General features: G+C 73.9%; 9 protein-coding genes and 1 tRNA gene. 6 read left to right on the forward strand and 4 right to left on the reverse strand.

Annotated features, from left to right (window positions below):
• The 3 genes from ACSNOK_RS28960 to ACSNOK_RS28970 form a co-directional block, all read left to right on the forward strand.
• Nucleotides 1–878, forward strand: an 878-nt coding sequence (locus ACSNOK_RS28960) for a chorismate-binding protein (RefSeq protein WP_436783753.1), incomplete at its 5' end; no start/stop codon positions are given.
• Nucleotides 875–1,696 (forward strand): aminotransferase class IV, encoded by an 822-nt coding sequence (locus tag ACSNOK_RS28965; protein WP_436783754.1) that lies wholly within the window; start codon nt 875–877, stop codon nt 1,694–1,696. The genes ACSNOK_RS28960 and ACSNOK_RS28965, both read left to right, overlap by 4 nt.
• Nucleotides 1,697–1,835: 139 nt before the next feature.
• Complete coding sequence (locus tag ACSNOK_RS28970; protein WP_436783755.1) at nt 1,836–2,654, forward strand: GNAT family N-acetyltransferase; 819 nt, start codon at nt 1,836–1,838, stop codon at nt 2,652–2,654.
• 71 nt (nt 2,655–2,725) lie between these two features.
• On the opposite strand, the gene ACSNOK_RS28975 is transcribed toward ACSNOK_RS28970, so the two are convergent.
• Nucleotides 2,726–3,244, reverse strand: a complete 519-nt coding sequence (locus ACSNOK_RS28975) for a DsbA family protein (RefSeq protein ID WP_436783756.1) — start codon at nt 3,242–3,244, stop codon at nt 2,726–2,728.
• 198 nt (nt 3,245–3,442) lie between these two features.
• On the opposite strand from ACSNOK_RS28975, the gene ACSNOK_RS28980 reads away from it, so the two are divergent.
• Both ACSNOK_RS28980 and ACSNOK_RS28985 read left to right on the forward strand, forming a co-directional pair.
• Nucleotides 3,443–3,895 (forward strand): hypothetical protein, encoded by a 453-nt coding sequence (locus ACSNOK_RS28980; RefSeq protein ID WP_436783757.1) that lies wholly within the window; start codon nt 3,443–3,445, stop codon nt 3,893–3,895.
• A gap of 59 nt (nt 3,896–3,954) precedes the next feature.
• The gene (locus ACSNOK_RS28985) at nt 3,955–4,149 is read left to right on the forward strand and encodes a hypothetical protein (protein ID WP_436783758.1); all 195 of its coding nucleotides are present in this window, start codon (nt 3,955–3,957) and stop codon (nt 4,147–4,149) included.
• A 15-nt stretch (nt 4,150–4,164) separates the two neighbouring features.
• Here the strand turns inward: ACSNOK_RS28985 and ACSNOK_RS28990 are convergent, their stop codons facing one another.
• Both ACSNOK_RS28990 and ACSNOK_RS28995 read right to left on the reverse strand, forming a co-directional pair.
• A complete protein-coding gene (locus ACSNOK_RS28990) occupies nt 4,165–4,767 on the reverse strand; it encodes a CGNR zinc finger domain-containing protein (protein ID WP_436783759.1) in 603 nt (200 codons plus the stop codon).
• A 234-nt stretch (nt 4,768–5,001) separates the two neighbouring features.
• A complete protein-coding gene (locus tag ACSNOK_RS28995; RefSeq protein WP_004942301.1) occupies nt 5,002–5,415 on the reverse strand; it encodes an SsgA family sporulation/cell division regulator in 414 nt (137 codons plus the stop codon).
• Between the two features lie 289 nt (nt 5,416–5,704).
• On the opposite strand from ACSNOK_RS28995, the gene ACSNOK_RS29000 reads away from it, so the two are divergent.
• Nucleotides 5,705–5,776, forward strand: a tRNA-Val gene (locus ACSNOK_RS29000).
• Nucleotides 5,777–5,849: 73 nt separating this feature from the next.
• Here ACSNOK_RS29000 and ACSNOK_RS29005 read toward each other — a convergent pair.
• The gene (locus tag ACSNOK_RS29005) at nt 5,850–6,575 is read right to left on the reverse strand and encodes an exonuclease domain-containing protein (protein WP_436783760.1); all 726 of its coding nucleotides are present in this window, start codon (nt 6,573–6,575) and stop codon (nt 5,850–5,852) included.
• Nucleotides 6,576–6,827 lie beyond the last annotated feature (252 nt).

Raw genomic sequence — 6,827 nt, forward strand, 5'->3', positions numbered from 1 at the left:
CCCCCGGACGCTGGCGCGGCCCCGCCCCCGAGGCCTGGACCAGCTCCCTCGACCGGGACGCCTATATCGCGGGCGTCCGCCGGATCCGCGAGCACATCGCCGCCGGCGAGGTCTACCAGGCCAATCTCTGCCGCGTCCTCGGCGCGCCGCTGCCCGATCCGGACCACGCCGACGTCGACGCCCTCGCCGCCCACCTCGCGGCCGGCAACCCGGCCCCGTACGCCGGCACCGTCCGGCTCCCCGCCCACGGCGTCGAGGTCGTCACCGCCTCGCCCGAGCTCTACCTGCGCCGCACCGGCCGCACGGTGGAGTCCGGCCCGATCAAGGGCACCGGCCGCACCGCGTCCGACCTGCTCGAGAAGGACCACGCCGAGAACGTGATGATCGTCGACCTGGTCCGCAATGACCTCGGCCGGGTCTGCGCCACCGGGTCCGTGACCGTCCCGTCGCTCTGCGCCGTCGAGGAACACCCCGGCCTCGTCCACCTCGTCTCCACCGTCCGCGGCGAGATCGCCGAGGGCACCGGCTGGGCCGGCCTGCTCGCCGCCACCTTCCCGCCCGGTTCGGTCACCGGCGCGCCCAAGGCCAGCGCCCTGGAGATCATCGAGCGGCTGGAGCGCGGCCCGCGCGGCCCTTACTGCGGCGGCATCGGCTGGGTCGACGCCGACCGGGGCACCGGCGAGCTGGCCGTCGGCATCCGCACCTTCTGGACCGACCGCGCGGCTCCCGGCGGCCCCGCTCTCCGCTTCGGCACCGGAGCGGGCATCACCTGGGGCTCCGACCCCGAGGGCGAATGGGCCGAGACCGAACTCAAGGCGGCCCGGCTGCTGGCGATAGCGTCGGGCACCCACAGCGCGACCGCCGGGAGGCAACGGTGACCGTCTGGCTCAACGGGAAGCTCGTCGAGGAGGACGCGGCGCGCGTCTCGGTGTTCGACCACGGCCTGACGGTCGGCGACGGCGTCTTCGAGACCCTCAAGGTCGTCGACGGCCGCCCCTTCGCTCTCACCCGGCACCTGGCCCGGCTCGCCGCCTCGGCCCGCGGCCTGGGCCTGCCCGTCCCCGACGCGGACGAGGTCCGCCGGGCCTGCGCCGCCGTCCTCGACGCCCACCCGCTCGCCCTCGGCCGCCTCCGGGTCACCCTGACCGGCGGCCTCTCCCCGCTCGGCTCCGACCGGGGCGCCGCCGACACCACCCTCCTCGTCGCCGCGGCCCCGATCGGGCCCCGGCCCGCCGTCACCGCCGCCGTCACCGTCCCCTGGACCCGCAACGAACGCGGCGCGCTCACCGGCCTCAAGTCCACCTCGTACGCGGAGAACGTCGTCGCCCTCGCCCGCGCCAAGGAACAGGGCGCCACCGAGGCCCTGCTCGCCAACACGGCCGGCGCGCTCTGCGAGGGCACCGCCACCAACGTCTTCGTCGTCCTCGACGGCGAACTCCACACCCCGCCCCTCGCCTCCGGCTGCCTCCCCGGCATCACCCGCGCCCTCGTCCTGGAGTGGACCGGAGCCCGTGAGACCGACCTGCCCATGGACGTCCTCGACCGCGCCGACGAGATCTTCCTGACGTCCAGCCTGCGTGACGTCCAGGCGGTCGGGACCGTCGACGGACGGCGGCTCCCCGGCGCCCCCGGCCCGGTCACCTCCGAGGCCATGCGCGTCTTCGCGGAGCGGTCGGCCGAGGACCTCGACCCCTGAACCGGCCGCGGTCGAGGCGACCGCGCCGGACCGCACCGCGTATCCCCGTCCGCAGCGTCCGCGACCGGGCCGTAACCGCACCGGCCACGACCGGGAAACCCCGGCGACACCCGTCCCCGCTCCTGGGTAGAACAGCGGCATGACCACCACCCTGCGCCCCACGGCACCGGAACAGCGCACCGCCGACGGCCGCCGCAGCCGTACGTACGAGATCTGCGTCAACGGCAGGCCGGTCGGCGAAGCCGCGCTCGGCACCCACCCCCAGTTCGGCCCGCGCGCCGGGTCCATAGAGCGGCTCTTCGTCCAGGAGCGGGATCGCCGCCGGGGCCGTGGCACCGTCGCCGCCCTCGCCGCCGAGGAGGTGCTGCGCGGCTGGGGGTGCCGCTGGGTGGGCGTCGGCGTTCCCGCCGGGGACGCCGCCGCGCTCGGCCTGGTGACCGCCCTCGGCTACACCGAGCGCAGCCGGAACATGGCCAAACCGCTCACCGGCCCGCCCGCCCTGCCCGCCGGGAGCGAGGCCCGCCCCCTGGACGACGACCGCTTCCCGGCGTGGCTCGCCGCGCAGCAGGCGGACTACACCGAGTCGCTCACCGAACGCGGCGTGCCCCGGGCCGAGGCCGAGGCCAAGTGCGCGGCGGACCACGCGTCCCTGCTGCCCCAGGGCAACGCGACCCCCGGCACCGCCCTGCGCGTCCTCGCCCACGAGGGCGTCGACGTCGGGACGCTGTGGCTGGGGACGCGCGACGGCACCGCCTACGTCTACGACGTCCAGGTGGCGCCGGAACACCGCGGCCGGGGGCACGGCCGCACCCTGATGCTCGTCGCCGAACGCGAGGCCCTCGCCATGGGGCACGACCGCCTCGGCCTCAACGTCTTCGCCGGGAACACCCCGGCCCTGCGGCTCTACGAGTCCCTGGGCTACCGGGCCACGAGTGTGTACTTCAACAAGGCACTGTGAGGCCGTAGGGCGGGGGAGCGCCGTGCGCCGGTCCGCGAGGAGCGCGTCGCGCGGACCGGGCGGGGCGGCGGCTAGCCGGCCGACAGCCGGTCCGCGATCTCCTCGATCCGCTCCCGCAGACCCTCCTGGCTCTTCCCGCCGTCCAGCCGCTCACCGCCGATGACGTACGTCGGGGTGCCTGTCACCCCGATCGCCTTGCCCTCGGCCTGGTCGGCGTCGACGATCAGCAGGTGCCGACCGTCGATCAGCGCGGTGTCCACCTCCTCGGCGTCCATCCCCAGCCCGGCCGCCACCTCCGTCAGCAGGGCCTCGCCACGCTCGCCCAGCTCCGCGGTGCGCGCCAGCAGGGCCTCCGCGAACTCCCAGCCGCGACCCTGCTCGGCCGCCTCCTCGGCGGCCTGCGCGGCGGCGTAGGCGTGCCGGTTCTTCTCCAGAGGGAAGTGCCGGAGCCGGATGTCCAGCCGGTCGCCGTAGCGGGCGCGGAGCGCCCGCAGGTCGTCCAGGGCGGCGTGGCAGTCGGGGCACTGCAGGTCGCACCAGACGTCGAGGACGGCGGGCGACGGGGCGGAGGGGGAGTTGGTCTCGCTCATGGCCCCAGTCTCCCAGTCCCGGCCGCGGCGGGGGACGGCCGGGTGAGGACCGGGGGAGGCCGGGTGTCTCGCCCCTGAGGAGGAGGGACCCCAGGGGAAGACCCGGAGTTCTCCCTGATCCCTGCTCCCCGTCGTGGCTTCCGGGCCGCCACCCGGTGCAGGATGGATGCAGGAGACCACCATCGGCAGGAGGACCGGATGCTGACCTCGACCGTTTGCGCCGCGGTGTCCGCGGGCGGCTTGGGCATCGCCCTGCTGACGGCCTACCGCAAGCGCTTCCTCGCCGCGACCCGTATCGCGGCGTTCGCCCTGATCCCGATCGGCCTGGTCATGACGGGGATCATCGACTGGGTCACCGACCTGGTCTTCAAGCCCACCGTGTGGGCCGGCTTCGGCGTCCTCGCGCTCTCCGCCTTGCTGTTCCTGGTGAGCCGCGCCGCCGAGCGCCGTGGCGCCGGAGGCCACGACCTGCCCCCGGCCGGCGGCGCCGATCCCCTGACGACCGGAGCCCCCGCGATAGGCGCGGCCGCGGGCCGGTCCGCGCAGCGTCCCAAGGGGCGTTCCGAGGGGCGTTCCCAGCCGAAGGGGCGGAAGGGTACCGGAGGAGAGTTCGACGACATCGAGGCAATCCTCAAAAAACACGGGATCTGACGAACACCTCCACACGATCGGCCCGTTGACGGAACGCGCTGCGTCATGATCTGCCGGAGATGAACGACGAACCGGCCGAGCTGACCGCAGAACTGTCCGACCTGAACGACCTCGACCTGAGCGACCTGGGCGACCTCGCCAAGGAACCACGAGGCTGCCTCTTCGCCCTCTCCCAGCCGCCCCTGATGCTGTTCCTGACCTTCGTGGCGACGCTGATCCTGGTGACCGCGGTCCACGATCTCTACCGGTGGTGAGCGTGGACAGCCCGTTCAGTCGGCCGCGCCGCGCCGCCGGGCCCGGTACGCGGCCACGTGCAGCCGATTGCCGCAGGTCCGGCCGTCGCAGTAGCGGCGGGACCGGTTCCGTGAGAGGTCCACGAAGGCCCGCCCACAGCCCGGCGCGCCACAGCGGCGCAGCCGCTCCCGCTCGCCCGCCACCAGGAGGAACGCCAGGGCCATCCCGCCGTCGGCCGCCAGATGCTGGGCGAGCGACGCCCCCGGCGCGAAGTAGTGCACATGCCAGTCGTAGCCGTCGTGATCGGTGAGCCGGGGCGTGGTGCCCGCCTCGGCGACCAGGGCGTTGAGCAGCTCGGCGGCCTCCGCGGTCGCCTCGGTGTCGAAGACCCGCGCGAAACGCCCCCGGAGCTCCCGCACGGCCCGCAGATCGTCCTCGTCCAGCCGGCCCACGCCACTGATGTCGTGCCGCTTCACGAAGTCCCGCAGCGCCGCCACGTCCGCCAGCCCGTCGCCTCCCGCCGCGGGCGGCACCCCGGGCGCCTCAGGGGTCACGGCGGCCGGCGGCCCGGCGGGGCAGCTGTTCAGCAGGTCGACGACGGCGTCGAGCGCGCACCGGGTGTCGTGATTGATCAGCACGGTTCGTTCGCTCCCTGGCCCGGCCGGTGGGGCGGCAACTTGTTCGACGGTGGCCACCGACCTTACTGGCTCCAGGGGGAACGCCACACGGCCGCGTCGTCGGCCACGGTGGTTTCCGTGGCGACGGCGCGGCCGTGCTGCCGGATGCGCGAGGGACGTGTCAGCGGGACGGGACGCGCGCCGCCTCCCCGAGTGGGCGGCGCGCAGGGACCGGACCTCCAGGTGTGGACCGCCTCAGCTCTCCGCCAGGATGTGGGAGAGCTCGGTGTCCAGGTCGAAGTGCCGGTGCTCGGTACCGGGCGGGACGGCGGCGTCGGTCCGCTTCAGGAACGACTCCAGGGCTCGCGCCGGCGCCTCCAGCAGGGCCTCGCCCTCCGGAGAGCTGAGCGCGATGCACACGACGCCCTGACCGTGGCTGCGGGACGGCCAGACGCGGACGTCGCCGGTGCCGGTGGGCCGGTGCAGGCCCTCGGCGAGCAGGTCCCGGGCGAAGACCCACTCGACCGTTTCCTCGGCTCCGGTGTGGAAGGTGGCGTGTACGGCATACGGATCGGAAGTGTCGTACCGCAGACCTGCGGGTACAGGCAGTGACGATTCGCTCGACACAACGAGGCGCAGGTGCAGCTCACAGCTGACCGTGGTGTTCATAAGCGCCAGGGCCTTTCGCTCAGTGTGCGCTCGGGGATTCGCACGTCGGCGAAATCGACATGCCACCTACGGTGCCGTTGTAAACCCCTCTGCCCGTTTTGGGACTCTTCGGATACCTCGTACGGCCGACCCGTCGCGCTCCGCGTACGGCCGTTCCGGTGAGTTCCGTCAAGGGGGCGCCGCAGCCCTGTCATCACCCAGGGTGACGGACCGCGACCCGGTCGCGGCCCGGCTGTTCGAGAGGTGGTTCGGAGCCCCTCTGACATGCGGTAATGTTTGCGGTGCGCCCGGGCGATTAGCTCAGCGGGAGAGCGCTTCGTTCACACCGAAGAGGTCACTGGTTCGATCCCAGTATCGCCCACACACCGCGAGGCCGGTCCTTCGACAGAAGGACCGGCCTCGCGTCGTCGTCACGCCAGGCAGAAGCCGCCGCCTCACGCCGCCGACGGCAGCTCCGCCCGCAGCGGCCAGGCCGGATCGCACTGCTCCTCCGAGCCGTTCCGCGCGAACCACGCCTGGAGCCCGCGCGCCTGCGCCGCGTGCCAGACGGCCTGCCGCGCGTGCAGCTCGGCCACGCTCAGCCGCTCCAGCCGGACCGCGAACCGCTGCCCTATCGCCCGGGCCACCGCCATCGCGGCCGCCGCGTCCGCCGCCGCGTCGTGAGCGCCCGTCAGCTCCACCCCGTACTGGGCGCACAGGTCCGACAGCGTCCGGCGGCCCTTGCGGTACCGGTCCAGGTGCTTGTCGAGCACCCAGGGGTCGAGGACGCACAGCGACGAGGCTCCCAGGTACGCCGAGAGTGACGCGGCCCGGTGCCGGCGCAACTCCCGGTCCAGCAGGGTCAGATCGAACGGCGCGTTCATCACCACCAGGGGGACCCCCGCCGCCGACTGCTCGGCCAGCGCCCGGGCCACCTCCTCCATCACCGGCGCGGGCCACCGTCCGAACCGCTGGAGGTGGGTGTCGGTCAGCCCGTGTATCGCCGTGGCGCCCTCCGGCACCGGGACGCCCGGATTGACCAGCCAGCGGGTGACCGCCGGCGAGGCCCCCGCCCGTGACTGGGTCACCAGGGCCGCGGACACGATGCGGTCGTGCTCGACGTCCACCCCGGTGGTCTCCGTGTCGAAGGCGGCGAGCGGCCCCTCGTACCAGCTCGGCATGTCACAACTCCTCGCGCTTGACCGGAATTTGGCGTGAATCCCCTCCCTCCGTCGAGTGATACCCGGTCTCGGTGCGCCCCGAACCGCCCTTGTTTGCGAAGGAGTTCGGGTGGAGACAACAGCGGTGTACCCCACCGAAGGACGTGCTCCCGGAAGGTGTTTCGGACATGGCCCTCACGCGGCCCGAACCGGCCGCTCCGGCCGGCGGGCCCCCGCGCGCCGACGGGCGACGGCCCCCGCCCGGCCCCGCTC

This window comes from Streptomyces sp. URMC 126 (genome assembly GCF_051386555.1).
Lineage (GTDB): Bacteria > Actinomycetota > Actinomycetes > Streptomycetales > Streptomycetaceae > Streptomyces.

Coding starts and splice junctions, on each gene's coding strand:
- ACSNOK_RS28970 (WP_436783755.1), top strand. CDS start 1,836: ATGACCACCACCCTGCGCCCCACGGCACCGGAACAGCGCACCGCCGAC.
- ACSNOK_RS28975 (WP_436783756.1), bottom strand. CDS start 3,244: ATGAGCGAGACCAACTCCCCCTCCGCCCCGTCGCCCGCCGTCCTCGAC.
- ACSNOK_RS28980 (WP_436783757.1), top strand. CDS start 3,443: ATGCTGACCTCGACCGTTTGCGCCGCGGTGTCCGCGGGCGGCTTGGGC.
- ACSNOK_RS28985 (WP_436783758.1), top strand. CDS start 3,955: ATGAACGACGAACCGGCCGAGCTGACCGCAGAACTGTCCGACCTGAAC.
- ACSNOK_RS28995 (WP_004942301.1), bottom strand. CDS start 5,415: ATGAACACCACGGTCAGCTGTGAGCTGCACCTGCGCCTCGTTGTGTCG.
- ACSNOK_RS29005 (WP_436783760.1), bottom strand. CDS start 6,575: ATGCCGAGCTGGTACGAGGGGCCGCTCGCCGCCTTCGACACGGAGACC.